This window comes from Pseudomonas allokribbensis (genome assembly GCF_014863605.1).
Taxonomy (GTDB): Bacteria; Pseudomonadota; Gammaproteobacteria; order Pseudomonadales; family Pseudomonadaceae; genus Aquipseudomonas; species Aquipseudomonas allokribbensis.
Genome location: NZ_CP062252.1, coordinates 5,210,555 through 5,236,139, shown reverse-complemented (window position 1 = coordinate 5,236,139; position 25,585 = coordinate 5,210,555). Strand labels below are relative to the sequence as shown.

Annotated in this window: 25 protein-coding genes; 11 read left to right on the top strand and 14 right to left on the bottom strand. The window is 59.5% G+C overall.

What is annotated here, in order from left to right:
* Positions 1-29 precede the first annotated feature (29 nt).
* The gene (locus IF199_RS24000; RefSeq protein ID WP_192558879.1) at positions 30-614 is read right to left on the bottom strand and encodes a hypothetical protein; all 585 of its coding nucleotides are present in this window, start codon (positions 612-614) and stop codon (positions 30-32) included.
* Between the two features lie 395 nt (positions 615-1,009).
* Here IF199_RS24000 and IF199_RS23995 point away from each other — a divergent pair, with 395 nt between their 5' ends.
* Positions 1,010-1,636 carry a response regulator transcription factor gene (locus tag IF199_RS23995; RefSeq protein WP_085730184.1) on the top strand — a complete coding sequence of 209 codons (627 nt, stop codon included), beginning with the start codon at positions 1,010-1,012 and terminating at the stop codon, positions 1,634-1,636.
* Positions 1,637-1,724: 88 nt separating this feature from the next.
* On the opposite strand, the gene IF199_RS23990 is transcribed toward IF199_RS23995, so the two are convergent.
* The 8 genes from IF199_RS23990 to metG form a co-directional block, all read right to left on the bottom strand.
* On the bottom strand, positions 1,725-1,898 hold the full coding sequence (locus IF199_RS23990) for a PA3496 family putative envelope integrity protein (RefSeq protein WP_096818454.1): 174 nt from the start codon (positions 1,896-1,898) through the stop codon (positions 1,725-1,727).
* A gap of 107 nt (positions 1,899-2,005) precedes the next feature.
* A complete protein-coding gene (gene nth, locus IF199_RS23985; RefSeq protein ID WP_192558878.1) occupies positions 2,006-2,644 on the bottom strand; it encodes an endonuclease III in 639 nt (212 codons plus the stop codon).
* Positions 2,641-3,222: an Rnf-Nqr domain containing protein gene (locus IF199_RS23980; RefSeq protein WP_192558877.1), complete on the bottom strand. Its 582-nt coding sequence runs from the start codon at positions 3,220-3,222 to the stop codon at positions 2,641-2,643. The genes nth and IF199_RS23980 overlap by 4 nt, the downstream gene beginning before the upstream one ends.
* Complete coding sequence (locus tag IF199_RS23975) at positions 3,219-3,824, bottom strand: RnfABCDGE type electron transport complex subunit G (RefSeq protein WP_192558876.1); 606 nt, start codon at positions 3,822-3,824, stop codon at positions 3,219-3,221. The genes IF199_RS23980 and IF199_RS23975 overlap by 4 nt, the downstream gene beginning before the upstream one ends.
* Entirely contained in the window at positions 3,821-4,804 is a 984-nt protein-coding gene (locus IF199_RS23970) for an RnfABCDGE type electron transport complex subunit D (RefSeq protein WP_192558875.1), read from the bottom strand. The genes IF199_RS23975 and IF199_RS23970 overlap by 4 nt, the downstream gene beginning before the upstream one ends.
* Positions 4,791-6,005, bottom strand: coding sequence for an electron transport complex subunit RsxB (rsxB, locus tag IF199_RS23965; protein WP_192558874.1), 1,215 nt, complete (start codon positions 6,003-6,005; stop codon positions 4,791-4,793). Before rsxB ends, IF199_RS23970 begins: the two co-directional genes overlap by 14 nt.
* On the bottom strand, positions 6,002-6,571 hold the full coding sequence (locus IF199_RS23960) for an electron transport complex protein RnfA (RefSeq protein WP_192558873.1): 570 nt from the start codon (positions 6,569-6,571) through the stop codon (positions 6,002-6,004). Before IF199_RS23960 ends, rsxB begins: the two co-directional genes overlap by 4 nt.
* A 131-nt stretch (positions 6,572-6,702) precedes the next feature.
* Entirely contained in the window at positions 6,703-8,754 is a 2,052-nt protein-coding gene (metG, locus tag IF199_RS23955; protein ID WP_192558872.1) for a methionine--tRNA ligase, read from the bottom strand.
* Between the two features lie 155 nt (positions 8,755-8,909).
* On the opposite strand from metG, the gene apbC reads away from it, so the two are divergent.
* Positions 8,910-10,004, top strand: a complete 1,095-nt coding sequence (apbC, locus tag IF199_RS23950) for an iron-sulfur cluster carrier protein ApbC (RefSeq protein WP_096818437.1) — start codon at positions 8,910-8,912, stop codon at positions 10,002-10,004.
* A 68-nt stretch (positions 10,005-10,072) separates the two neighbouring features.
* On the opposite strand, the gene IF199_RS23945 is transcribed toward apbC, so the two are convergent.
* On the bottom strand, positions 10,073-10,831 hold the full coding sequence (locus IF199_RS23945; protein ID WP_011335726.1) for an SDR family oxidoreductase: 759 nt from the start codon (positions 10,829-10,831) through the stop codon (positions 10,073-10,075).
* Between the two features lie 162 nt (positions 10,832-10,993).
* On the opposite strand from IF199_RS23945, the gene IF199_RS23940 reads away from it, so the two are divergent.
* From IF199_RS23940 to groL, 4 genes are all read left to right on the top strand, one after another.
* Positions 10,994-11,725 (top strand): HugZ family pyridoxamine 5'-phosphate oxidase, encoded by a 732-nt coding sequence (locus tag IF199_RS23940; protein WP_096818435.1) that lies wholly within the window; start codon positions 10,994-10,996, stop codon positions 11,723-11,725.
* Between the two features lie 65 nt (positions 11,726-11,790).
* Positions 11,791-12,267: an FxsA family protein gene (locus IF199_RS23935; RefSeq protein ID WP_096818434.1), complete on the top strand. Its 477-nt coding sequence runs from the start codon at positions 11,791-11,793 to the stop codon at positions 12,265-12,267.
* 259 nt (positions 12,268-12,526) lie between these two features.
* On the top strand, positions 12,527-12,820 hold the full coding sequence (locus tag IF199_RS23930; RefSeq protein ID WP_007916610.1) for a co-chaperone GroES: 294 nt from the start codon (positions 12,527-12,529) through the stop codon (positions 12,818-12,820).
* Positions 12,821-12,871: 51 nt separating this feature from the next.
* The gene (gene groL, locus IF199_RS23925; RefSeq protein ID WP_192558871.1) at positions 12,872-14,518 is read left to right on the top strand and encodes a chaperonin GroEL; all 1,647 of its coding nucleotides are present in this window, start codon (positions 12,872-12,874) and stop codon (positions 14,516-14,518) included.
* 90 nt (positions 14,519-14,608) lie between these two features.
* Here the strand turns inward: groL and IF199_RS23920 are convergent, their stop codons facing one another.
* Together IF199_RS23920 and IF199_RS23915 are read right to left on the bottom strand one after the other, a co-directional pair.
* Positions 14,609-15,352 (bottom strand): phosphatase PAP2 family protein, encoded by a 744-nt coding sequence (locus tag IF199_RS23920; RefSeq protein WP_192558870.1) that lies wholly within the window; start codon positions 15,350-15,352, stop codon positions 14,609-14,611.
* A gap of 52 nt (positions 15,353-15,404) precedes the next feature.
* Entirely contained in the window at positions 15,405-17,354 is a 1,950-nt protein-coding gene (locus tag IF199_RS23915) for an LTA synthase family protein (RefSeq protein WP_192558869.1), read from the bottom strand.
* Between the two features lie 203 nt (positions 17,355-17,557).
* Between IF199_RS23915 and colR the strand changes: the two genes are divergently transcribed.
* The 5 genes from colR to IF199_RS23890 all read left to right on the top strand — a co-directional run bounded on the left by colR (position 17,558) and on the right by IF199_RS23890 (position 21,281).
* Entirely contained in the window at positions 17,558-18,241 is a 684-nt protein-coding gene (gene colR / locus IF199_RS23910; protein ID WP_065258608.1) for a two-component system response regulator ColR, read from the top strand.
* A complete protein-coding gene (locus IF199_RS23905; RefSeq protein ID WP_096818425.1) occupies positions 18,231-19,541 on the top strand; it encodes a sensor histidine kinase in 1,311 nt (436 codons plus the stop codon). The genes colR and IF199_RS23905 overlap by 11 nt, the downstream gene beginning before the upstream one ends.
* Before the next feature lie 123 nt (positions 19,542-19,664).
* Positions 19,665-20,333: a class I SAM-dependent methyltransferase gene (locus IF199_RS23900; RefSeq protein WP_096818423.1), complete on the top strand. Its 669-nt coding sequence runs from the start codon at positions 19,665-19,667 to the stop codon at positions 20,331-20,333.
* Positions 20,334-20,337: 4 nt separating this feature from the next.
* Positions 20,338-21,051, top strand: a complete 714-nt coding sequence (locus IF199_RS23895) for a lipopolysaccharide kinase InaA family protein (protein ID WP_096818422.1) — start codon at positions 20,338-20,340, stop codon at positions 21,049-21,051.
* Between the two features lie 2 nt (positions 21,052-21,053).
* Positions 21,054-21,281 (top strand): hypothetical protein, encoded by a 228-nt coding sequence (locus tag IF199_RS23890; protein WP_102620748.1) that lies wholly within the window; start codon positions 21,054-21,056, stop codon positions 21,279-21,281.
* A 67-nt stretch (positions 21,282-21,348) separates the two neighbouring features.
* Here the strand turns inward: IF199_RS23890 and IF199_RS23885 are convergent, their stop codons facing one another.
* Positions 21,349-24,384: a multidrug efflux RND transporter permease subunit gene (locus IF199_RS23885; RefSeq protein WP_102620747.1), complete on the bottom strand. Its 3,036-nt coding sequence runs from the start codon at positions 24,382-24,384 to the stop codon at positions 21,349-21,351.
* Between the two features lie 13 nt (positions 24,385-24,397).
* Complete coding sequence (locus tag IF199_RS23880; RefSeq protein ID WP_096818418.1) at positions 24,398-25,546, bottom strand: efflux RND transporter periplasmic adaptor subunit; 1,149 nt, start codon at positions 25,544-25,546, stop codon at positions 24,398-24,400.
* Between the last annotated feature and the right edge of the window lie 39 nt (positions 25,547-25,585).

Sequence of the window (25,585 nt, the reverse complement as noted above, 5' to 3'; positions counted from 1 at the left end):
TGATGTACTTCGTGTCTCCGCGCCTCAATTTAAACTCTTCCCAATACACTGATGTTCAGCGAGTGAACGTCGTAAATAATACAGTACGTCGTCCCCATGGCTTTCCTTCCTCGTTTGAGCGATTTGGCGATGTTTTCTTTCGGTAAAATCTCTGACATATCATCCGTTAAAACGAGGAATATTCTGAGCGAGTGCTTGGCGGGTTGTGGGACTTTTTCCAGAAGTGTGTTTATTTTTGATTCGGTGTTCATGCCTCGAATGTCAATGATGCACAGCGTACTCAGCGGTTTTGGTAGTTTTACAGTCTGAATTTCGGTAGTTGATGGGGCAGTCGATTCGCCGGGGAAATCAGCGTTGTTATCTTCAAAAGCTTTCAGGAAATTCTTGTCGTCACCAAAGTCCGAAGGTGCATAAAGGGATCGGTAGTTGAAGTTCAAGGTGATGAAAAACAGGAACAGTAAATAGAATGGAAAGCTGATCAGAAACCAGATGTAGATTTCCCGTTCGTCATTGTCAAGGAAGGGCAGGGACACTGCTGCGGACGTTTCGGAGATGAACGCGAATATGGCAATGACACTGATGGGGTTGGTGATTTTCTTGTTGATCTTTAACATGTTCTTTACTCATGAGTATGGTCTTTCTCTTTATGTTGGGTCGTTTAAGTTGCTGTAAGGGGGTGGAGATATTTTTGTCCCCGATGTCTGGTATTTATATTAAAAGTGGACGGTTGGATATAAGTATGTTGTTTCGGTTTTTTGTCGTATCGAGTTTCTCTTGTCAGGGTTCGTTACTCGATAAGCGAGTGTCGCAGGCCAAATAATTTTCAAGTGGTCACTTGGTCTGGATGACTTGTCGCTACATTTATGAGTCTTTTCTGTAGGAGAAATCTTTATTGCCTGTAGGAAGTGTCTCTCGCTGCCAATGCAAGGGAACTTCGCTATGCCATGGGTGAAATGACTACGTTATTGTGCCGGTTCTAAAAATTCGAACAGCGAAACTGGACTTGCCCATGAATAAAGTGCTGATCGTGGATGATCACCCCGTCATTCGTCTTGCGGTGCGTATGCTGATGGAACGTCATGGCTACGAAGTCATTGCAGAAACGGATAACGGAGTGGATGCATTACAACTGGCTCGCGACCAGATGCCTGATATTGTCATTCTGGATATCGGTATACCGAAACTTGATGGACTGGAAGTCATTGCGCGTCTTACAACCAGCGCGATGCCTCTGAAGGTGCTGGTGTTGACGTCCCAGGCCCCGGGCCATTTCTCCATGCGCTGCATGCAGTCGGGAGCGGCGGGATATGTTTGCAAACAACAGGATCTGACCGAACTGCTCAGCGCTATCAAGGCTGTGCTGTCCGGGTACAGCTATTTTCCGAATCAGGCGTTGCACACCGTACGCACCAGCCTGGGCAATGCCAGTGAAGCCGACATGGTCGATCGTTTGTCCGGGCGCGAGATGATGGTGTTGCAGCAGTTGGCACGCGGCAAGACCAACAAGGAAATCGCCGATGGCATGTTTCTCAGCAACAAGACCGTCAGCACCTACAAGACGCGGTTGCTGCTGAAGCTCAATGCGCGTTCACTGGTGGATCTGATCGAACTGGCCCAGCGCAATGGCCTGGTCTGACCGCTTCAGTCGCTGACGGATCCTGGGCAGGTCGGCATCAGCTTGCAGCAGAAACGAAAAAGCCTCCGTTGCGGGAGGCTTTCAAATGTCAGAGATCAAAGTCGTAATCGGCCAATTGCTTCTGCAGTCGGCGTTCCTCAAGCATGTTATCGATGGTGCGGCGTTTGCTCAGGTTGGTCTTGGCGACCTCAACCACCGGTTCGTCGTCCGACTCCGCGACGAAATCGTCTTCTACGTCCACTTGCTCTTTGCTGGTGCTCATAAGGTTAACTCCAGGCTAAGGCTGCCTTTGGCGCTCCTTATATCGATATTCCAGCAGATCGTAAAAAAGATTTTTTCAATCGCAATATCAATAAACTTAATAGACGCTCAATCGTCCGAAGTTTTGTCCTTGTATTCGCACAAGTCTTCGATCCGACAGCTACCGCACCGCGGCTTGCGGGCCAGGCACACGTAGCGCCCGTGAAGAATGAGCCAGTGATGCGAATCGAGCAGGTATTGCTTGGGCACAAACTTCATCAGTTTGTTCTCCACCTCGACCACGTTTTTGCCCGGCGCAATACCGGTGCGGTTACTGACCCGGAAAATGTGGGTGTCCACCGCCATCGTCAATTGACGGAACGCGGTGTTGAGCACGACGTTGGCGGTCTTGCGGCCGACGCCGGGCAGGGCTTCCAGCGCTTCGCGCGTCTGTGGGACTTCGCCATTGTGCAACTCGACCAGCATGCGACAGGTCTCGATCACGTTTTTGGCCTTGCTGTTATAGAGGCCGATGGTCTTGATGTACTCGGACAAACCTTCGACGCCCAAGGCATGAATGGCAGCCGGCGTGTTGGCCACCGGGTAAAGTTTCGCCGTCGCCTTGTTCACCCCGACGTCAGTCGATTGTGCGGACAGAATCACCGCGATCAACAACTCGAAAGGCGAAGAGTAGGCGAGTTCGGTCTTGGGTTCGGGATTCTCCTCGTGAAGCCTGCGGAAGATCTCCAGACGTTTTGCGGCATTCATGGGTGATGCGTTTCCTCGGGTAGGGCGGCAGGGCGAGAACAGGCCTGACGGGCGGCGAGCACCAGCCCCAGCAGTATGAAGGCGCCGGGAGCCAGCGTCGCGAAATGCAGGCCGTCGCCGAACAGAATAAAACCTTGCCAGTGATCCGACAGGTGATGGCCGATGCTGCCCTGACCGAGCAGCTCGCGCAACACCGCCAGCACGGTCATCAGGGCGGCAAACACGCCACCCAGTGTCAGACGCCCTCGGGCTGGCAATCGAAAGTATCCATTGTGTTCCAGAATGACGCACTGCAAACCGATCAGGCCGGCGTAAAGGCTACTCAGTTGTTGCCACTGCATAGCGGCGCGCTGCAGCAGAATATCGGCGCACCCCGCCAGTGTTGCGGCCAGCACCAGACCGACCGGCAACAGGCTCTCGGAGCTCAGTCGAGTCCGCAGTGGTGTCATGCACAAACCGTAAGCACTCACCACAACGGTGAACATCAGCAGGATCGCCAGCGCGCCGGCCACGGAGTCAGTGGCGCCGATCAACAGCACCAGCATCATTGAGTTCGACAGGGTCGCTGATGCGTTCATGGCGTGCTCCCCAGCAGGCTCGTCCGGTGGTCGTCGAAGTAACGCAGGGCATCGTGGATGGCGTTGATGGCCGCGCGAGATGTGATGGTTGCGCCAGCGATCTGGTCGAATTGCCCCTGATCCTTTTTCAAGGCCCATCCGGCATCGGTCGGCTGGCCGCTGGATTTGCCGATAAACGCCTGCAACCAGCTATTTGGCCAGTCACCGAGATGCCCGCCCAGCGCCGGCGTTTCAGTTTGCTCAAGGGTTTTCACGCCGAGCAATCGGCCATTGGCATCGATGGCAATCAGCAACTCGATGCGACCCGCATAACCCTCGGTCTGGCTGCGCAGCAGCACCGCCACGGGTTGACCGGCCCTGGTCGCCCGATAACCGCCCAGCAACTCGCTGTGGCTCAGGTGGGTGTCGGTCAGTGCCAGAGGCTGTTCCAGAGGCTGATTGTCGTAGGTGTCGACTGAGAGCACATCCAGCAGTTTGCGACTTTCGAGCTGGCGCTGCTCGGCGGCGATCTGCGGCGCATTGCTGCGTTGCACAACATAAGTCGCGCCGACACCAATCGTTGCCAGCAGCGCCAGGGTGATCAGGCTGCTTGTGCGGTTCATGGCATCACCTGCGACTGACGAGCGGCTGCAATGCGTTCCAGCGCCGGCACGCACAGATTCATCAGCAACACTGAGAACGCCACGCCATCCGGATAGCCGCCCCAGGTGCGAGTCAGGTAGGTCAGCAGGCCGACGCCCACGCCGAACAACAAGCGGGCGAGCGGACTCTTTGCCCCCGACACCGGTTCAGTGACGATGAAGAACGCACCCAGCATGGTCGCGCCACTCAGCAGATGAAACAGCGGCGAGCCATGAGCGTCGGACCCCGAACCGTTCCAGCACAGCAGGCTGATGACGAACAGGCTGGCAAGCATACCGACCGGTGCGTGCCAGCCGATCACCCGGCGCTGTAACAGGAACAATCCACCGGCAAGAAATGCCAGGTTCACCCACTCCACGCCATGCCCGCCGAAGCGGCCGAATGCCGGGTTGCTGGCAAACAACTCATCGATGGTCAGGCTTTTGTTGATGCGCAGGCTGTCCAGTGCGGTGGCCTGAACCCAGGCGTCCGGCGCCACGCCCAGGTTGAACACCTGTTCAATGGCCGTCGTCAGATCCATGCCATGGGCCGGCCAATGGGTCATCGGCTGCGGGAACATCACCATCGCGAAAGCAAAACCGAGCATGGCCGGATTGAAAGGGTTTCTGCCCACGCCACCGTACAAGTGTTTGCCCAACAGCAGGCCCGAGCCGATCGCCGTGACCGTCAGCCACCACGGGCAGTAAGGCGGCAAGGCGATTGCCAGCAGTGTGGCGCTGACCACTGCGCTGCCATCGGTGAGAGTGGCTTGCACCGGCTGCCGGCGCAGACGAGTCACGGCGGCTTCGACGCTCAAGGCTGTGACGACGGACAGGATCAGGTTGATCAACACACCCCATCCGTAAAACCAGAACAACGCCAACAACCCCGGCAATGTCGCCAGCAAAACCAGCTTCATTGCCTGTTGCAGGCGTTCGTCTCTGGTTTCAATGGATGACATGGGCTTCTACCTGCCGCTCCGCCTCTTGCAGGCGGGTGCGGGCCTTGTCGAGGATCTCGGCTGGCGTGCCGTCACGTCGTTGCAGTTTGTTCAGGTCGGCGCGAGCGAAGGCCAGTTCGGTTTTCAGCTGACGAAGCTGGTTGTCGATCGGACGTTTCTCCACGCGCACAAGGTCGGGGGCCGGTTGATCGCTGGCCGCTTCTGCAGTGTGCAACGCTTGTTCGGCGTCACGCAGCGCTTGTTCCAGCGCTGCAATCTGCTCCGGCGGAGCCTCTGCGGTCTGCGCCTTTTTCAGCTCGGCACGGCGCATCGCCAGCTGGATTTTCGCTCGTTTCAGATCGGCGTCTTTTGATGGGGCTGTCACGACAGGCGCAGGTGAGGCGCTGCTTTCCAGTTTCGCCAGGGCCTGTTCGGCGGCTTCGAACTGCTGTTGCAATACGATCAATTGCGACTGTTGTTCGAAGGTCGGCGGATGACCGAAGGCTTTCAACGATTTGTGCAATTGAGCGCGGCTCATCGCTACATCGATCTTGGCCTTCTTCAGCGCGGCGTCGGCTGTCGCGGCTTTCTGCGCACGTACCCGTTCCAGCGCCGCTTGCACCGGATCGAGCGTAACGGCTGCGACTTCAACCTGCGCCGCACGTTTCGCACGGGCTTCGCGTTCGGCCTGCTTCTGCTGCTCTTCTCTTTGCAGCCGGGCGTTACGCCGTTCGAAGCGTTGCCGGGCGTGATCGCGCTTGGCGGTACGCGCCTGCTGTTCTTCGAGGCTGTTGGCCAGGCCACCCACCACTGGCAGCGTTCCGAGCGGCAGCGGGTGCATCTCGATGCAATCGACGGGGCAAGGCGCCACGCACAGATCGCAACCGGTGCACTCGTCGATGATCACCGTGTGCATCAGTTTCGCCGCGCCGACGATGGCGTCGATCGGGCAGGCCTGTATGCACTTGGTGCAGCCGATGCATTCGGCTTCACGGATGAACGCCACTTGCGGCGGTGCCGCGCCACGGCTGATGTCCAGCTCCAGCACCGGGATTTTCAGCAGTTCGGCCAGCGCCGCGATGGTTTCGTCACCACCCGGCGGGCATTTGTTGATCGGCTCGCCGTCGGCGATGCCTTCAGCGTAGGGTTTGCATCCGGGATGGCCGCATTTGCCGCATTGGGTCTGTGGCAGCAAGGCATCGATGCGTTGAATCAGACTCATGTTTTGATCAGTCCACTGAATCCGAGAAAAGCCACGGCCATCAATCCGGCGCCGATCAACTGGATCGGCAGGCCACGAAAGGGCAGGGGAATATCGTTGTCGGCCGTGCGCTCACGCAAATCGCTGAACAGGCTCAACACCAGCCAGAAACCCAGGCCGGCGCCAAGGCTCAGCGCTGTCGCATGAAACAGGCCCTTATCCGTTTGCGCGTTGATCAGCGTCAGCCCCAGCACACCGGCATTGCCCAGCAGCAACGGCCACAAACCGTCGAACGGCAGGGCGGGTCGCCAGCGCGCCAGCAACTTCAGCAACGGTGTGATCAGCAGGACGCTCAGCGGCAGGAATACGAATAGACGCAGGAATTCCAGTTGCAACGGCACCAGCAGCCAATGCCAGATCGCGTAACTCGCCACACCGACAATCAGCATCAGACACAACGTCGCCAGCCCCAGCGCATGCACCTGACGGCGCTCGCCAGCCAGCAGCGGATCGACGCCCAGCGGCCAGTGCAACACGAAGTTGTTGATCAGCGCAGCACTGAAGAGCGTAAGCACGAGTTCGGTCATGGTTCTGCCGGTGAGAGCGGGCGGGTGTCACTTAAGATTAGGCATTATCCGGCGGCCATGACGGGTGGGCCAGATATGAAAAATCCCACAGGCGCACGGGGTACGCCTGTGGGATCGGTCAGTGCAGAACCTTACTTGATGCGCTGACCTGGCTTGGCGCCGCTGTCCGGGCTCAGCAGGTAGATTTCTTCACCGCCAGGGCCGGCCGCCATCACCATGCCTTCGGAGATGCCGAACTTCATTTTCCGTGGCTTGAGGTTGGCGATCATCATGGTCAGGCGACCGTCGAGTTTCGACGGATCCGGATAGGCGCTCTTGATCCCCGAGAACACGTTGCGTTGTTCGTCACCGATGTCGAGGGTCAGACGCAGCAGCTTGTCCGCCCCTTCAACGTGTTCGGCCTTGACGATCAGCGCGACGCGCAGGTCGACGGCGGCGAAGGTGTCGAAGTCGATTTCCGGCGACAGCGGATCCTTGGTCAGTTCGCCATTGCCGGCAGGCGCGGCGGCGCCAGTGTCGGTCTGGCTGGCGGTCAGGTCTTCTTTCGAGGCGTCGGTCATGGCTTGCACTTTTACCGGGTCGATGCGGGTCATCAACGGTTTGAATTCGTTCAACTGGTGGTTGGCCAGCAGGGTGGTGTGGTCGTTCCAGGTCAGCGGGGCGACATTGAGGAACGCCTCGGCATCGGCAGCCAGCAACGGCAGCACCGGCTTGAGGAAGATCACCAACTGGCGGAACAGGTTGATCGCGGTGGCGCAGACCGCCTGGACTTCATCCTGCTTGCCTTCCTGCTTGTTCAGCGACCACGGTGCCTTGTCGGCGATCCACGCGTTGGCGCGGTCGGCCAAAGCCATGGTTTCGCGCATGGCACGGGCGAAGTCGCGGGCTTCATAGGCGTCGGCGATGCTCGGCGCAGCGGCCAGGAACGCGTCGGTCAGTTCCGGCGCGGCGTTGGTGTCGACCAGCAGGCCGGCGTTGCCCTTCTGGATGAAACCGGCGCAACGGCTGGCGATGTTGACCACTTTGCCGACCAGGTCGGAGTTGACCTTCTGCACGAAGTCTTCGAGGTTCAGGTCGAGATCGTCCACGCCACGGCCCAGTTTGGCCGCGTAGTAGTAGCGCAGGTATTCCGGCGACAGGTGATCCAGGTAGGTCCGGGCCTTGATGAAGGTGCCGCGGGACTTGGACATCTTCTGGCCGTTGACGGTCAGGTAGCCGTGCACGTTGATCCCGGTCGGCTTGCGGAAACCCGCGCCTTCAAGCATCGCCGGCCAGAACAGGGCGTGGAAGTTGACGATGTCCTTGCCGATGAAGTGGTACAGCTCGGCGGTGGAGTCCTTGCCCCAGAACGCGTCGAAGTCCAGCTCCGGCGTGCGGTTGCACAGGTTCTTGAAGCTGGCCATGTAGCCGATCGGCGCGTCCAGCCACACGTAGAAATACTTGCCTGGTTCGCCCGGGATCTCGAAACCGAAGTACGGCGCATCGCGGGAGATGTCCCACTGTTGCAGGCCGGCGTCCAGCCATTCGGCGATCTTGTTGGCCACGGCGTCCTGCAGGGTGCCGCTGCGGGTCCAGGTCTGCAGCATCTGCTGGAAGTCCGGCAGCTTGAAGAAGAAGTGCTGGGAATCCTTGAGCACCGGGGTGGCGCCGGAGATTGCCGACTTCGGATCCTTCAGGTCGGTCGGCGCGTAGGTCGCACCGCATTTTTCGCAGTTGTCGCCGTACTGGTCCTCGGTGCCGCATTTCGGGCAGGTGCCCTTGATGAAGCGGTCGGCCAGGAACATTTTCTTTTCCGGGTCGAAATACTGGGTGATCGAACGTTGGGCGATGTGCCCGGCGTCACGCAGCTTCAGGTAGATCTGGCTCGACAGCTCACGGTTTTCTTCGGCGTGAGTGGAGTGGAAGTTGTCGAAGTCCACCAGGAACTCGGCAAAGTCGGCGCTGTGTTCAGCCTGGACATTGGCGATCAGTTGTTCCGGGGTGATGCCTTCCTTTTCCGCGCGCAGCATGATTGCCGAACCGTGGGCGTCGTCGGCGCAGACATAAATGCACTGATTGCCGCGATGCTTCTGGAAGCGCACCCACATATCGGTCTGGATGTATTCCAGCATATGGCCAAGGTGAATCGAACCGTTGGCGTAGGGCAGGGCGCTGGTGACGAGAATCTTGCGTGGTTCGGACATGTGGGGCTTCGCTACTTGATGAAACGGAGGTCGGCCACTATAAAGCGCCGGGAAAGATATTTCACCCCTGCAAATCGTTGCCGGGCATGCCGTCCGGAGGACAGAAGGGGTAGGATACCCGCCATCTTTTCCCAGTCTTGTTATCGGAGTTGCCCATGAGCGCCGTCACTCGCGCAGCGGTGGAAGCCGTCCTCAGCCAATACACCGACCCTTACCTGAACCAGGATCCGGTCAGCGCCGGTTGCGTGCGCAACATCGAAATCACCGGTGATCGCGTCAGCGTGCAGCTGGAAATCGGTTATGCCGCCGGTCTGTTCAAGAGCGGCTGGGCGCAATTGCTGCAACTGGCCATCGAAAACCTCGACGGCGTAGTGTCGGCCAAGGTCGAGGTCAACAGCGTGATCGCCGCGCACAAGGCCCAGGCGCAGATCCCGGGGCTGGCCAACGTCAAGAACGTGGTCGCCGTGGCGTCCGGCAAGGGCGGCGTGGGCAAATCCACCACCGCCGCCAACCTGGCACTTGCACTGGCCCGTGAAGGCGCGAAAGTCGGGATTCTCGACGCCGATATCTACGGCCCGAGCCAGGGCATCATGTTCGGCATTCCCGAGGGCACCCGTCCGCAGGTCAAGGATCAGAAGTGGTTCGTGCCGCTGCAGGCCCATGGTGTGGAAGTCATGTCGATGGCCTTCCTGACCGATGACAACACACCGATGGTCTGGCGCGGGCCGATGGTCTCCGGCGCGCTGCTGCAACTGGTGACGCAAACCGCCTGGGGCGACCTGGATTATCTGGTGATCGACATGCCGCCAGGCACCGGCGACATCCAGCTGACCCTGGCGCAGAAAGTCCCGGTGGCTGGCGCCGTGATCGTCACCACGCCGCAGGATCTGGCGCTGCTCGACGCACGCAAGGGCGTGGAGATGTTCCGCAAGGTCAACATTCCGGTGCTGGGCGTGGTGGAAAACATGGCCGTGCACATCTGCTCGAACTGCGGACACGCCGAGCATCTGTTCGGTGAGGGCGGTGGCGAGAAGCTGGCGACCCAGTTCGGCGTCGAGCTGCTGGCTTCGCTGCCATTGTCGATGCTGATCCGCGAACAGGCCGATGGCGGCAAGCCGACGGTGATTTCCGAGCCGGACAGCCAGATCGCCATGGTCTATCAGGAACTGGCCCGCCACGTCGGCGCGCGGATCGTGTTGCAGGAAGCGGCATCGCCGGCGATGCCGAACATCACCATCAGCGACGATTGATGCCTGTGGTTTAAACAAAAACGCCCCGGTGCTTAAGCACCGGGGCGTTTTTCATTGCGCGACAGCGGTCAGATGCGCAGCCCGCCGTCCATCTCCAGAATCCGACCGGTGTAGTAGTCGTTCTCGAAGATGTACGCCGCCGAATGGGCGATCTCTTCCGGCTTGCCCATGCGCTTGAGCGGAATGCCCGAAGTCATTTTCTCCAGCGCTTCCGGTTTCATGCCCAGGGTCATCTCGGTTTCGATGAAGCCCGGCGCGATGCCGGCCACGCGAATGCCGTAGCGCGCCAGCTCCTTGGCCCAGGTCACGGTCGCTGCCGCCACACCGGCCTTGGCGGCGGAGTAGTTGGTCTGGCCGACGTTGCCCGCGCGGGAGATCGACGAGATGTTGATGATCGCGCCACTGTTCTTCAGCTCGACCATTTTCGCCGCCACTTCACGGGTGCAGAGGAACACGCCGGTCAGGTTGACGTCGATCACCGCCTGCCATTGGGCCAGGCTCATCTTGGTCATTTCGCCGTCCTTGACCTTGAGCAGCAGGCCGTCGCGCAGGATCCCGGCGTTGTTGATCAAGCCGTGAATCGCGCCGAAGTCCTCGGCGACCTGGGCAACCATGTGCGTCACTTGCTCTTCATTGGCGACGTTGCACAGATAGCTGCGCGCCTCGACGCCCTTGGCCTTGCAGGCCGCGACGGCGTCATCGAGTTTTTCCTGGTTCAGGTCGACCAGTGCCAGCTTCGCGCCCTTGCCGGCGAAATACTCGGCCATCGAGCGGCCCAGGCCTTGGCAACCGCCAGTGATAATGATTACTTTGTCGTTGAGTTGCATTCGCATGTCCCCGAGAGCAGGTCAGAGTGGTGTCCTTTAGAGAGCCTCTCGATCTGCGCCTGACAAAGCCCGGCTGCACATGAGAACTGCCCCTGTGGCGACTGATACTTATCCGTGTCGCCCGTCCGTTTTTTCGACGGATTCTATTTAAGGAGTCATAAATTGAGCGTTGAAGCGGCTAAGAATGCCCGAGAATTGCTTCTCAAGGAATACCGTGGCGTGCTGTCGACCCACTCCAAATCGATGCCCGGTTTTCCGTTCGGCTCCGTGGTTCCCTACTGCCTGGACGAACAGGGCCGGCCGCTGATCCTGATCAGCCGCATCGCCCAGCACACCCACAACCTGCAGAAAGATCCGAAGTGTTCGCTGCTGGTGGGCGAGCGCGAGGCCGATGACGTGCAAGCCGTCGGTCGCCTGACCTATCTGGCCGAGGCTCAAAAGCTCGAAGATGCGGCTGCCATCGAAGCCGCCGCCGAGCGCTACTACCGCTATTTCCCCGACTCGCAGAATTACCACAAGGCCCACGATTTCGACTTCTGGGTGCTCACTCCGGTACGTCATCGCTACATCGGCGGTTTCGGCGCGATCCACTGGGTCGATCACCTGACCCTGGCCAACCCGTTCGCCGGCAAGGCCGAAATCAGCATGGTCGAGCACATGAACAGCGACCACGCCAAGGCCATCGCGCATTACGTCGACCTCGCCGGGCTGCCGAAAACCGTCCCGGCGCAAATGGCCGGGATCGACACCGAAGGCATGCACCTGCGCATCGGTCAGGCGCTGTACTGGCTGCCGTTTCAAGCGCCTTGTCATACGCCGATACAAGTGCGCGAAGCCTTGGTTTCTCTGGCTCACGCCGAGGTCTGGCCAAAAAATGCGGTGGCCGACGCTTGAATTCACGAAAGGGCGACGTCATCTAAGGCTTACTGCAAGGCATTTCTTGCGTTGAGGAAACTTTGATGCGCCCTTTTTTGTTGCTCTTTCTGCTGTTCCCGGTGTTGGAGCTGTTCGTATTCGTCAAAGTGGCAGGATCGATCGGATTTTTCCCGGCCCTGCTGCTGATCATTCTCGGCTCGATGTTCGGCGTGTTCGTGCTGCGCGTCGCCGGACTGGCAACCGCCCTGCGTGCCCGTGAAAGCCTGAACCGCGGCGAACTGCCCGCGCAAACCATGCTCGAAGGCCTGATGCTGGCCCTGGCCGGTGGCCTGCTGATCCTGCCGGGTTTCATCAGCGACGTGGTCGGTCTGGTGCTGTTGCTGCCATTCAGCCGTCGTCTGGTCGCCAACAAAATGCGCCAGCGCGCCGAAGAACAGGCCATGCGTCAGCGCGCGTTCGCCGATGACCTGCAACCTCGCGGCGGTCCCGCACCGCGCCAGCCTCTGGGGCGCGAAGGCGATGTGATCGAAGGCGAGTTCGAACACCGCGACACCCAGTAACTTCTGCATCGACACGGCACCTTCGGGTGCCGTGTTCGTTTGCGGGGCAGATTCATCAAACCTGCAGTGAAATTTTTTTAGCCCCGCCCTTGTAATAAGCTTATGCGCCCTTATGTATCGGTCACCGAAAGGTTTCCGACATTTGAGTCGGACAGACTTCCGCGGTTCGCTCGACGAACCGCAACCGGCGCAGGCCGGATTCGTTAAACCCGCCGGGACTACACCGGCCGATGAAAACCACAATTAGGAGAGATCGACAATGAAGCTTCGTCCTCTGCATGACCGCGTCGTTATCCGTCGCAGCGAAGAAGAAAAGAAAACCGCTGGCGGTATCGTCCTGCCAGGTTCGGCTGCTGAAAAAGCCAACCACGGTGTGATTCTCGCTGTAGGCCCGGGCAAAGCTCTGGAAAACGGCGAAGTGCGCGCACTGTCCGTTAAGGAAGGCGACAAGGTTGTGTTCGGTCCTTACTCCGGCAGCAACACTGTGAAAGTCGACGGCGAAGACCTGCTGGTAATGAGCGAGAACGAAATCCTCGCTGTTATCGAAGGCTGATGACCCCCGTTCATTTTCCCGCTACTACAAAGTATTTAAGGAATATCGATCATGGCTGCTAAAGAAGTTAAATTCGGCGATTCCGCCCGCAAGAAAATGCTGGTTGGCGTAAACGTCCTGGCTGACGCGGTAAAAGCGACCCTGGGCCCGAAAGGCCGTAACGTGATCCTCGAGAAGAGCTTCGGCGCTCCGACCATCACCAAGGACGGCGTTTCCGTCGCCAAGGAAATCGAACTCGAAGACCGTTTCGAAAACATGGGCGCGCAGCTGGTCAAAGACGTTGCCTCCCGTGCCAACGATGACGCTGGTGACGGTACTACCACCGCTACCGTTCTGGCTCAGTCGATCGTCAACGAAGGCCTGAAAGCCGTCGCTGCCGGCATGAACCCGATGGACCTGAAGCGCGGTATCGACAAAGCGACCATCGCTGTCGTTGCCGAGCTGAAAAAGCTGTCCGCACCATGCACCGACACTAAAGCGATCGCTCAGGTTGGCACCATCTCCGCCAACTCCGACAACTCCATCGGCGACATCATTGCCGAAGCCATGGAAAAAGTCGGTAAAGAAGGCGTGATCACCGTTGAAGAAGGCTCGGGCCTGGAAAACGAACTGTCGGTTGTAGAAGGCATGCAGTTCGACCGTGGCTACCTGTCCCCATACTTCGTCAACAAGCCAGAGACCATGGTTGCCGAGCTGGAAGGCGCGCTGATCCTGCTGGTCGACAAGAAGATCTCGAACATCCGCGAAATGCTGCCAGTACTGGAAGCCGTTGCCAAAGCCGGCCGTCCACTGCTGATCGTTGCCGAAGACGTTGAAGGCGAAGCCCTGGCGACTCTGGTAGTGAACAACATGCGTGGCATCGTTAAAGTCGCAGCCGTCAAGGCTCCAGGCTTCGGCGACCGTCGCAAGGCCATGCTGCAGGACATCGCCGTTCTGACCGGCGGTACCGTTATCTCCGAAGAGATCGGCCTGAGCCTGGAAAGCACCACCCTGGAACACCTGGGTAGCGCCAAGCGCGTGACCCTGTCCAAGGAAAACACCATCATCGTTGACGGTGCTGGCAATGAAGGCGACATCCAGGCGCGTATCGCTCAGATCCGTGCCCAGGTTGCCGAGACTTCCTCGGACTACGACCGTGAAAAACTGCAAGAGCGTCTGGCCAAGCTGTCCGGCGGCGTTGCAGTGATCAAGGTTGGCGCCGGTTCCGAAGTAGAAATGAAAGAGAAGAAAGCCCGCGTTGAAGACGCCCTGCACGCAACCCGCGCAGCCGTTGAAGAAGGCGTGGTACCTGGCGGTGGCGTTGCGCTGATCCGCGCTCTGAACGCGATCATCAACCTGAAAGGCGACAACGCCGACCAGGACGTAGGTATCGCTGTTCTGCGTCGTGCCGTTGAAGCACCGCTGCGTCAGATCGCTGCCAACAGCGGCGACGAGCCAAGCGTTGTGGTCAACGAAGTCAAGAACGGCAAAGGTAACTTCGGTTACAACGCTGCGACTGGCGAATACGGCGACATGATCGAAATGGGCATCCTGGACCCAACCAAGGTAACCCGTTCCGCTCTGCAAGCTGCATCGTCGATCGGCGGTCTGATCCTGACCACCGAAGCTGCTGTTGCTGACGCACCGAAGAAAGACGGTGCTGCTGGCGGCGGTATGCCAGACATGGGCGGCATGGGTGGCATGGGCGGCATGATGTAAGCCAGCCTTACCCCGAAACGAAAAACCCCGCCTGCGATGAGCAGGCGGGGTTTTTTATTGCCCTGATTTTATAGGCAGAGCTTCAAGTACTCAGGCGTTTGCCGGTTGTGCCTGCGTGACCGCTTCCGCTTTGACGGTCGGGCGATAGAGCACCCAGTAATACGACCCCAGGCAGATCAACCAGCAGAAAATCGCCGTCCACACGTTGTGCGAAAAGAAGTGCGCGCCCTGCATCATCCGGCTGATCGAGAACACCGAGCCCAGCGCAAAGGCAAAGATGAATGCCTGCCGCGCCAGTCGCGGGCGACGGTCACGCAGCACGAAGAACAGCGCAAACAAGGTGAAACCCGTTGCGGCATGGCCACCGGGCCAGCAGCGTCCGGGCTTGTCGGTCGGCGGGCGGTGATCCAGCAGTTTGCTGTAGGTTTCATGGCCGCCGAACTGCTCAAGGCTCCACGGGCACTGCACGGCAGTCACGGCTTTCATTGGTGTCACGAATGACGTCGCCAGGCCCAGCGACAGCACCAGGCAACCCAGCTCACGCTTGAAGGGCTTGAGCCGCGCGATGAAGAACGCCGCGATGAAACCAATGACGGAAAACACCGAAAACGCGATCACCACCTGTTTGGCGCGGTCGTGAAGGATGTTTTCCAGGAAGTAACTGTGGCGCCCGATGAAGTCGCCGGCGGCGGGGTCGTAAAACATCCGGGCCAGGTTCATGTCCAGATCGGTCAGTTCGAGCAAGACCAGAATGGCGGCCGCGACGGCGGGTATCCCCAGACACAGCCAAAAGTTCAGCGGGCGAGGGGCAGGGCGTACAACGCTTGATGACATGAGGGATCCAGAACGGGAAAACGCCCCGGGGCATCAGCCCGGGGCGCTTCGATTAACGATCGCTGACTTGCGCGGCACCCTCCTTGGGCGCTTTCCAGCCAAGCAGCTGTTGCTTGAAGCCATAACTGGCGGTTTGGTAATACGTGATGGCGCGGCTCACCAGCGGGTCGTCGCTGTTGACCCGGGACTCGCGGCTTTCGGTCAGTGCGTCGTCGTGCCGGCGCAGGCCCTGGCGTGGGCTGAGGATCGCCAGATCCTTGCCGTCGAACAGCCCCAGATGCTGATAGTTGCCCACCACGACCCGAGGTGGCAGCGGGTTGTCCTGCAGCAGATTGCGACCGAAGAAGGTCGATTGGTAATCCAGGTTCAGCAACCCCAGCAGGGTCGGCGCGAGGTCGATCTGGCTGGCCAGTTGCGCGTTTTCCCGTGCTTCGATCATCTTCGGTGCATAGATGAACAGCGGGATCTGGTAGTTGGTGATCGGCAGGTCTTCCTTGCCCGCGCTGCCGGCCGTGTGGTCGGCGACAAAGATGAAGATCGTGTTGTCGAACCACGGCTTCTCACGCGCCTGCGCCAGGAACTGGCCGATGGCGTAGTCGGTGTACTTCACCGCACCATCACGACCGTTGCCGGACTTGATGTCGATCCGGTTATCCGGATAGGTGTACGGACGATGGTTGGAGGTGGTCATCAGCTGCAACAGGAAAGGCTGCTGCTTGGCGTAGTCGGCGTCCGCCAGCTTCAGGGTCTGTTTGTACAGATCCTCGTCAGCCATGCCCCAGGCGTTCTTGAAGTGAATCTCAGACTCATCGACGCTGCTCTGATCGACAACGCGATAACCGTTGCCACTGAAGAACGCGTTCATGTTGTCGAAGTAGCCACGCCCGCCGTACACGAACACGCTGTCATAGCCGACAGCGCTCAATTGCTGGCCGAGGCTGGCGAAACCGCTTTCGCGACCGATGCGCTTGACGATCGAACGGCCCGGCGTCGGTGGAATGGCCAGGGTGATGGCTTCCAGTCCACGGTCTGTGCGAGTGCCGGTGGCGTAGAAATTGTTGAAGTACAGGCTCTGCTTGCGCAACGCGTCGAGGTTCGGCGTCAGGTTGCGGCCATCACCATTGCTGCCCAGGTATTTGGCGCTCAGGCTTTCGATGGTCACCAGCACGATGTTCGGCTTGCGGGTGACGCCGGGGTTATCGATATTGCGACGGATGTCCTGCGGATCCTGGCCGACGAAACGGGCATTGGGTTCGTTCAGTTCGGCACGAATCTGACCGGCAACCTTGTCCGCTGGCAGGCTCTTGTAGAACTGGCTGTAGTCCAGTTCGTTGTTACGGAACGCGGCGAAGAACTGATACGGGCCATTGCTCGCCAGTTCATTCTGATAGGCGTTGCCGCCCTGGGCACGCGGTGCGTCCTGACTGACCAGTTGCAGGCTCAGGCCCGCCACCACCAACAGCGCCAAGGCATTCAGCAGCCGACTGCGCAGTGGCGGTAGCGGAGCGTTGAGCGCTGCATTGAATGCCTTGCGCAAGACAAGACTCAGCCCCACGGCCAGGACCGCAAGGATGCTCAGCAACTTGCCGATCGGATATGACTCCAGCACGTTGTTCAGCACTTCGTCGGAGTACACCAGGTAGTCGACGGCGATGAAGTTGAAGCGCACCCCGAACTCATCCCAGAACAGCCATTCGGCCACCGCCGTGAACAGCATGGCGTACAGGCTGACGGTCAGCAGTCCCTGCAGGAACCAGCGGTGACCGCGACGGCGCCACAAGGCCGGCGGGCACAGCAGCAGATACAGACCCATCGGCAAAGCGGCATAGGCGAGGAAGCCCAGGTCGTAGACCAGACCGACACCGAACACGGACAGCGCACCGCCACCGGCCTCATCCAGATGAGTCAGCAGCAGTACGATACGGGTGAGGAGAAACACGACCAGCCAGGCACCGGTGACCAGCAGCAGATAGCGCATAGGCGCTGTCTTGAAGAAACCCATTGTTTTCTTTTCCTTTTATCAATGGCGCGGGAGTTTCGCGAAGCCACTGTAATGAGGTTGTGAACCGATAGTGAAAACTTTGTTAAAGATTTATGTTGGTTGAGCAAATCGATCTGTCGGGGCTGCAACCCTAGCCCTGAGCCGAAGTTGGCCGTAAGCTGCGCGGGCCATGACGGCCGTTACTGTGTACGGAAGAGGTGCCCATGCGAATTCTATTGGTCGAAGACAACCGCGATATCCTGGCCAACCTGGCCGATTACCTGGGCCTGAAGGGCTATACCGTCGATTGCGCCCAGGACGGTCTGTCGGGCCTGCATCTGGCGGCTACCGAGCACTATGACCTGATCGTGCTCGACATCATGTTGCCCGGCATCGACGGCTATACCCTGTGCAAACGCCTGCGCGAAGATGCGCGCCGCGACACGCCGGTGATCATGCTCACCGCCCGCGACCAACTCGACGATCGCCTGCAGGGCTTCAAGTCCGGGGCTGACGATTACCTGGTCAAACCCTTTGCGTTGTCGGAACTGGCCGCGCGGGTCGAAGCCGTGATGCGCCGGACCCAGGGCGGCGGTCGCCGTTCCCTGCAGGTCGGTGATCTGAGCTACGACCTCGACACACTCGAAGTGACCCGCGAAGGCAAGCTGCTCAAGCTCAACCCGGTCGGCCTCAAGCTGCTCGCGGTGCTGATGCAGAAGAGCCCGCATGTACTGCGTCGGGAAATTCTCGAAGAAGCCCTGTGGGGCGATGACTGTCCGGACAGCGACAGCCTGCGCAGCCACGTCCACCAATTGCGTCAGGTGATCGACAAGCCGTTCGCCAAACCACTGCTGCACACCGTGCACGGCGTGGGTTATCGCTTGGCCGAGGGCCGCGATGGAGTTTAAGCAAAGCCTTGCCCAGCGGATCATCATCGCCTTTGCGCTGATGAGCGCACTGGTGGCAGGGGCCTTCGCCATGGGCATCGTCGCGACCGTGCACCTGGTGGAAGAAAAACTGATTTCCGCAGGACTGGGCGGCGACTTGCAGCGCCTGTTGTTGATGGACAACGTCTCGGACTGGAGCCATCGGCCGGAGCCGGATCAACTGTTCTATTTCAGCGGCGGCCCGGGTGACTTCGAGCTGCCCAAGGATCTGCGACATCTGGATTCCGGGTTCCACGAAGTCTTCCGCGAGCAGCTGTCGTATCACGCGATGGTCGAAATCGTCGACGGCCGGCGCTATGTGCTGCTGCAGGATCAAAGCGATTTCGAAGAGCGTGAGCGCGTACTGTTTGCCGTGGTGCTGGTGGGCTTCGTGCTCAGCCTGGCGCTGGCGGTTTTCCTCGGCTGGGTGCTGGCACGCAAGGTGATGGCGCCGGTGGTCCGGCTGGCGCGTCAGGTGCGTCATCGCGATCAGTTGCTGGGACTCGCACCGCCGCTGGCGCCGGACTACGCCGCCGATGAAGTGGGTGAACTGGCGGTGGCATTCGATGCGACGCTGGGGCGTTTGCGTCAGGCGCTGACGCGTGAGCGGCTGTTCACCAGTGACGTCAGCCATGAATTGCGTACACCGCTGATGGTGCTGGCCAGTTCCTGTGAGCTGCTGCTGGAAAACCCGGGCATCGATCAGCGCGGCCGCGCCCAGGTCGAACGCATCGCCCGTGCCAGCGAAGAAATGCGCGAACTGGTGCAGACTTTCCTGATGCTGGCCCGTGCCCAGCGCGAAGATGCGGGGGCGGCGCCCCAGCACAGTCTCGGCCAGGTGGCGGACAATCTGTTGGGCCTGTGGCGCGAGCCGATCGAGACCAAGGGCCTTAATCTGATTTTCGAACCGGGCAACCCGCCGGATACCCGCTACAACGCCACCCTGCTCAATGCCGTGATGGGCAACCTGCTGCGTAATGCGTTGCACTACACCGAGCATGGCTTCATTCGGCTGACGCTCAATGACAACGGCTTTGTGGTCGAAGACTCGGGCGTGGGCATTCCCGAGGAGAAACGCGAGGCGATGTTCCAGCCCTTCGTACGGGGCAGCGAAAAGCGTGGAGAGGGTCTGGGGCTCGGTCTGTCATTGGTGCAGCGCATCTGCGAGAACCAGGGCTGGAGTGTCACATTGAGTACGATGGAGCCCAATGGCTGCCGTTTCGAGGTAGATCTGGGCAAACAAGAACCCCTCCCAAATGGCACAAAAAAGCTGCCAACCTGAACGAATCCTGTATAACCTTGAAATAGTTCGGGGGTTTACGCGACGTTTTTTTCACAAAGGGATGACCTGACGCTGACACTCCCGTGCCTAAGGTGGAGCTATCAGCATTCAGGAGTCCCGACGATGGCCGGCCCGATCAAACTCGATTTTTCCGAAAAGTACGACGACAACCACGCGCAGAAATACCTGCGCAAGCATCAGGATGGTCTGGGGCGTCGTTTGTCCAACTGGCGAGATCAGCAGTTGGCTCGCAAGGCACTGACCCTGGTCGGTGAGCCGGGGCTGGTGCTGGATCTGCCGTGCGGTGCCGGGCGTTTCTGGCCATTGCTGGCAGAAAAGCCCAATCGGGTGATCATCGGGGCAGACAATTCCGAGTCGATGATCAAGACGGCGATGCAGGCCCAACCGGCGGATGTGGTGAAACGGGTACAACCCTTGCACACTTCGGCGTTCGACATTGCGTTGCCTGACAACTCCGTGGACAGCATTTTCTGCATGCGTCTGCTGCACCACATCGGCGAGGCCGAGCATCGGCAGACGATTTTGCGTGAGTTCGAACGCGTTACCCGGGACAGTGTGATCATTTCGTTGTGGGTAGATGGCAATTTCAAAGCCTGGAAACGCAAGCGCGCCGAGAAAAAACGCGGACAGGAAGGTTACCAGAATCGATTTGTGCTACCGGCCGCTACGGTTGAAAAGGAATTCGAAGAGGCAGGATTCAGGATCCAGGAACAACTGGACTTTATTCCGCTCTATGCCATGTGGCGAGTTTACGTACTACGCAAGAGGTAAGAGGATGGCAGTGCAATTTGCAGCAGAAACGGGAGTCGCTCCCCAGGATCGCTTTGACTACTACTGGAACCAGCGCGGTGAATGGGTGGAAGAACCCAACGTGCGTCGTGGTGGGGAAAGTGGTGTACAGCGGGTGGTGGGGCGCGATGGTCAACTGCTGTATGCCAAGCGCCAGACAGGCCATATCTATCGCAGTTGGCTGCACCCGTTCGGGCGACCGACTGTTTTGCGTGAACTGGATGCACTGACCGGTGTAACGAAACTCGGCGTCCGGGTGCCGGAAATTGTCTTTTGCGGTGCTCAGCCTGACCCGCAGCACAAGTGGCGGGCGTTGCTGGTCACCAAGTCGCTGGACGGCTTTCAGGAGCTTGAACAGTGGGAAGCGGCAGGCGGCCGCGAGCAGTACGGTGAAGCGGTGTATGAGCGTGTACTCAAGGATCTCGCGGAGAACCTGGCTCGCATGCACAAGGGGCGCTGGCAACACAGCTGCATTTACATCAAGCACGTATTTGTCCGCGTCACCGGCGAGGGTGAGTCAGCCAAAGTCGAAGTGGCCCTGATCGATCTGGAAAAGTGCCGTCAACGCCTGACCGCTCATCGCGCGGCCTCCCATGACATGAAACAATTGCGCCGCCACTCGTCGTTCAGCCCTACGGACTGGAAGAAACTCGTCTATTTTTATGAGACGGCGTTTGGCAGCGCTATCAAAGGTTTATAGCGATGAAACTAGAAATTGCGCGAGGTTTGTTTCTGGTAGGAGCCTTGGCAGTTGCATCTTTGGCGGTGGCGGCCTGGGAACAGCCACGCATGCAAGTGATCGGGGCATCGACCAATGATGCCCATTGTCCGATGCCGCGGGTGGCGAAAGCCTCCGTGGCAACCAAGCCCGACCATGATTTGCTGCTGTTCATGTTCGGACTTTCTCAAGGGATGAGGCCGCAGAGTTGAAACGTCTACAAGAGCCAAAGGCCTCGCACATGCGAGGCCTTTTTTTATGCTTGTGTGGAAGCGGCGGTCAGGTGGAGGGTTTGGGATCGGGTTTGGCCAGCACGGTGTAGACGCAGGGCAAGACGAACAACGTAAACAACGTCCCGATCGACATCCCGGTGGCAATCACCGTCCCGATATCGAAGCGGCTCACCGCACCCGCGCCACTGGCGAGGATCAACGGCACCATGCCGAACACCATGGCAGCGGTGGTCATCAGGACAGGTCGCAAGCGAATCGCCGCCGCTTCCTCGACCGCTTCACGGGGCGTCAGGCCCTTTTCCTTGCGCAGTTGATTGGCAAATTCGACGATCAGGATCCCGTGTTTACTGATCAGGCCGATCAGTGTCACCAGCCCGACCTGGGTGTAGATATTCATGCTCGACCAGCCGAGGAACAGCGGAATCAGCGCCCCGCAAATCGACAGCGGTACGGTCACCAGGATCACCAGCGGGTCGCGGAAACTCTCGAACTGCGCCGCCAGCACCAGGAAAATGATCGCCAGCGCCAACGCGAAGGTGACCCATAGCGCGCTGCCTTCCTGTACGAACTGCCGTGAAGCGCCGCCGTAATCGAAAGCAAAACCGGCGGGTGCCTCTTCCCGGGCGATCTGCACCACGCTGTCGATGGCCTCGCCCATGCTGACCAGCGGGAACCCGGACAGCTTCGCTGCGTTCAGTTGCTGGAACTGGTTGAGCTGTCGCGGTCGTGCCCGGTCGGTCACGGTGATCAGGGTCGACAGCGGCAACAGCTCGCCCTGGGTGTTTTTCACGTAGTAGTTGTTCAGCCAGTCCGGGTTGTCGCGATAGGCCCGTTCAACCTGGGCGATGACCTTGTAACTGCGACCCTCGATGGTGAAGCGGTTTATCTCCGCTTCGCCAAGCAGGGTGGCGAGGGTGCCGCCCAGATCCTGCATCGACACACCCATCTGCGCCGCCTTGGCGCGGTCGATATCGACCACCACCTCCGGTTTGTCGAACGCCAGGTCAAGGTCGACGAACGCGAACTTGCCCGACTCCATCGCACGCTTCTTGATCCGGTCAGCCACCTGCAGCAACAGCTCGTAGTCATTGGCCGTGTTGATCACGAATTCGAACGGAAGACCCTCGCCGGTGCCGGGCAGGGAAGGCAGGTTGAAGCCGAAGATCTGCAACCCCGGGATGTTGCCGAGTTTGCCCTGCACCTCGGGAAGAATCTGCATCTGTGTACGGCTGCGTTCGTTCCACGGTTTGAGCAGGAAACCGCCGATACCGGTCTGTACACCGTTGTAGCCGTTGATCTGGAACGAGGAGTAGTACTCCGGGAATTCCTTGAAGATCTTCACGAACTCGTCGGTGTAGGTGTTCAGGTAATCGAGGTTGGTCGGCTGCGGCGCGTTGGCCATCATGAAAATGATGCCCTGGTCTTCATCCGGCGCCAGTTCCGATTTGGTGAACTTGAGCAGCACTGGAATCAGGCACAGCACGATCACTGCGAACACCAGCACCACCGGCCGGGTGTTGAGAGTGCCGTGGAGCATGCTCTGATAGCGTCGCTTGAGGTTTTCGAAGATCCGGTCGAGTCGGTGGGCAAGTCCGCTGGGGTTTTCTTCATGTCGCAACAGAAAGGCACACATCATCGGTGACAGGGTCAGGGCGACGATGCCGGAAATCACCACGGCCCCGGCCAGAGTCAACGCAAACTCCTTGAAGAGTGCCCCGGTCAGCCCGGTGAGGAAACCGATCGGCGCATACACCGCTGCCAGGGTGATGGTCATCGAGACCACCGGCATCGCGATTTCCCGGGCGCCCTCAAGTGCGGCGTCCAGCGGTGTCTTGCCTTCTTCGATATGCCGGTGGATGTTTTCCACCACGACGATGGCATCGTCCACCACCAGACCGATGGCCAGCACCATCGCCAGCAGGGTCAGCAGATTGATCGAGTAGCCCATCATCTGCATGAAGAACATCACGCCGATCATCGACAGCGGAATGGTCACCACCGGGATCACCACTGAACGCAGGGCGCCGAGGAACAGGAACACCACCACGATCACGATCAGCACCGCTTCGAACAGGGTTTTCACCACTTCGTCGATGGAGGCCTGGATGAACAGCGTCGCGTCGTAGGCGATCTCGCTCTTGAGGTTGGGCGGCAACTGGGCCTCCAGCTCGGGCATGATCTTGCGCACTTCCTTGATCACGTCGAGCGGGTTGGCGCCGGGCGTCGCCTTGATCCCGATGTACACCGAGGGCGTGCCACCGAAGGAACTGATGGAGTTGTAGTTCTCCGCCCCCATTTCCACCCGCGCCACATCGCTGAGCAGCACACGGCTGTCGCCACTGACCTTGAGCGGAATCTTGCCGAAGGCCTCGGCCGACTTCAGTTCGGTGTTGGCGTTGATGCTGGTGACCACGTACTCGCCTTTTACCTCGCCGGCGGCGGAGAGGAAGTTGTACTGGCGCACCGCGTTGCTCACGTCGCTGGCGCTGAGGCCGAAACCGGCGAGCTTCACCGGATCGATCCACAGGCGCATGGCGAACACCTGGTTACCCAGAATCTCGGCTTCGGCCATGCCTGGCAGCGTCGCCAGTTTTGGCTGGATCACCCGCGACAGGTAGTCCGTGATCTGCGGGTTGCTCAGTTCCTTGCTGAAGAAGCTGATGTACATCAGTGCCGAGGCATCGGCGGCTTCCTTGCTCAGTACCGGGTCTTCGGCATCCTGTGGCAGTTTGTTTTTCACCTCGTTGGCCTTGGCCAGCAGTTCGGTGAACAAGCGGTCGCTGTTGGAACCGATGCGTGCGTAGATCGAAATCACTGAGAAGTTCTGCCGACTGACCGAGGTCATGTAGTCGATGCCCTCGGCGCTCGCCAGGCTCTGCTGCATCGGCTGGGTGATGTAGCCCTGGATGGTTTCGGCGTTGGCCCCGGGGTAGGCGGTGGTCACCGTGATCAGGGCGTTTTCCATTTGCGGGTACTGGCGCAGCGGCAGCTTGCTCCAGGCCTGGAAGCCCAGCAGCACAATCAGCAGGCTGACCACGGTGGCGAGCACCGGGCGGCGAATGAACGGATCGGTAAAGGCCATGAGGATTCCTTGATCAGTCAGCGCGGCGCGGACTGTTCTGCTCGCCGAGGGTCTTGTCGTCGCTGATGGCGATGTGCGCGCCGTTGTCCAGTTTGATCTGGCCGGCCGTCACCACTTGTTCGCCGCTCTGCACGCCCTTGTTGATCATCACCAGCCCCTCGCGGCGCTCACCGGTTTCAATGAAACGGCGCTCGGCGATCAGTACCGGTTGGCCCTTGTCGTCTTTCTCGACACTGCCGTCCTCGGCTTTCTTCTGCCCGACCACGTAGATCGAGTTGCCGTAAAGGGTGTAGGTGATCGCGCTTTCCGGCACGACGATGTGCTTCTGCGGGTCCGGCAGCAGCACTTCAAGGCTGGCGAACATGCCCGGCAGCAACTTGCCGTCGGGATTGGCCAGCGTCGCGCGGACCAGAATGTTGCGGGTGGTGCTTTCGACAATCGGGTTGATCGCGCTGATCGCGCCAGGGAAGTTCTGCCCGGGATAGGCGGCAACCGAAATCTGCACTGGCTGACCGATGGCCAGCTTCGGCACAGATTGCTCAGGCACATAGAAGTCGGCGTAGAGGCTGCTCAGATCCTGCAGGGTGGCGATTTTCGTGCCGCTGGCGAGATAGTCACCGACGTCGACCTGACGGATGCCGATGGTGCCGCTGAACGGTGCGGAAATGCGTTTTTTTGCCAGCGATGCATTGAGCTGATTGACCGTGGCCTTGTTCTTTTGCAGGACCGCCGAGAGTCGGTCGTACTCGCCCTTGGAAATGGCACTGCTGCCAACCAGCTGGCTGCCACGGCCGAAGTCCAGTTGCGCCAGGCCGAGGTCGGCCTTGGCGGTTTCCAGCAGTGCGGATTCGACGGCGCTGTCGAGTTGCAGCAACGGTTGCCCGGCCTTGACCTTCTGGCCTGATTCGAACTTGAGTTCGGTCACGGTGCCGGCGACTTCCAGGCTCAGCTCGACACCCTGCAGCGCCTTGAGCGTGCCGACGGTAGGCAGGCGCATCTGCCACGGGCGCTCGGCGGCGGTGGCCACGGCGACGCTGATCGGCGGCTTCGGTTTGGCAAAGCCCTGGATCATCGTGTAGATCGAGAAGGCCTTGTAACCGGCGAGGAGCAGAACGATCAGCAGTACAACACCCAACATGATCAGCATGCGGCGACGCAGCATATTCCAGTTCCTTGGAGAAAATCAGGCGAGACAGGCGGG